General features: G+C 66.1%; 1 protein-coding gene and 1 pseudogene. Both read left to right on the top strand.

Annotated elements, in window-relative coordinates:
• The first annotated feature begins 439 nt into the window (after positions 1-439).
• A complete protein-coding gene (locus EN780_RS35430; RefSeq protein WP_128276551.1) occupies positions 440-790 on the top strand; it encodes a metalloregulator ArsR/SmtB family transcription factor in 351 nt (116 codons plus the stop codon).
• Between the two features lie 32 nt (positions 791-822).
• Positions 823-923 (top strand): annotated as a pseudogene (locus EN780_RS41125) (aquaporin family protein); the annotation flags it as partial.

Raw genomic sequence — 923 nt, 5'->3', positions numbered from 1 at the left:
TCTTCCTGAAGACACCCCAGGCACCGCTGAGCGGGCAGGCCGGCGCAACTGCGGCCGAGCATCCCTGCCTGGCTGGACCAGCGGGGCTTTCAGCCCTGCGCAGGACGACGGGCCGGGATCGCGAGCGGCGCGGTTGGGCGTAAGCGACGGCGGCCAGCCCGATCGGCGAGCAGCCTCCCCTTCCCTTTTTCGTTCTCCTTCCCCGGTACTGGCCTGGAACCGTCCTCCCCCCCGGGCGTGCGCTCGCCATCCAGGGCCGCGCCGCCACCTCGTCCTTTGGGGGAGCTATACGCCTCGAGCGTTGTGGGGTGGCCAGCGCGTCGGGAAGTCGCCGATAGTTGGACCCGACGGGCCCTCTCAGAGCAGGGGCGATTTTTCGGTTGTCGGGAGAGAGCATCTTGGCTATTTCTCGCTTCGATATTTCAAGGATCATTGAAACGTGGATGAACATCGAGCCCTGATCGTCTTTGGCGCTCTGTCGCAGGAGACGCGCCTGCGCGTTCTGCGACTGCTGGTGGTTGCCGGGCCTGATGACATTGCCGCTGGTGCGCTCGCCGATAAGGTCGAGGTCTCACCGTCCAACGTCAGCTTCCATCTCAAGGAGCTGGAGCGCGCCGGCCTGGTCACGCAGCGGCGCGACGCGCACTCGATCCTCTACAGCGCCGAATACGACGCTCTGTCCGGCCTGATCCGCTTCCTGATGGAGGATTGCTGCTCGGGCCGTCCGGAAATCTGCGCGCCCGCGCTCGCCGCCCCCTGCTGTCAGCCCGGCAACAGGACCCGGCAATAGTTATCTTCTCGCTTCGTTCCAGGCAGCATCACATGACAGCATTCGATCTTCCGCGCCGGTTCGCCGCCGAGGCCCTCGGCGCCGCTCTGCTGGTCGCGACAGTCGTCGGTTCCGGCATCATGGCCGAGACCCT

The sequence above is a fragment of the Mesorhizobium sp. M4B.F.Ca.ET.089.01.1.1 genome, assembly GCF_004022605.1.
GTDB lineage: Bacteria > Pseudomonadota > Alphaproteobacteria > Rhizobiales > Rhizobiaceae > Mesorhizobium > Mesorhizobium abyssinicae.
The sequence above is the reverse complement of the archived record's forward strand: the minus strand, read 5'-3'. Positions and strand labels throughout refer to the sequence as shown.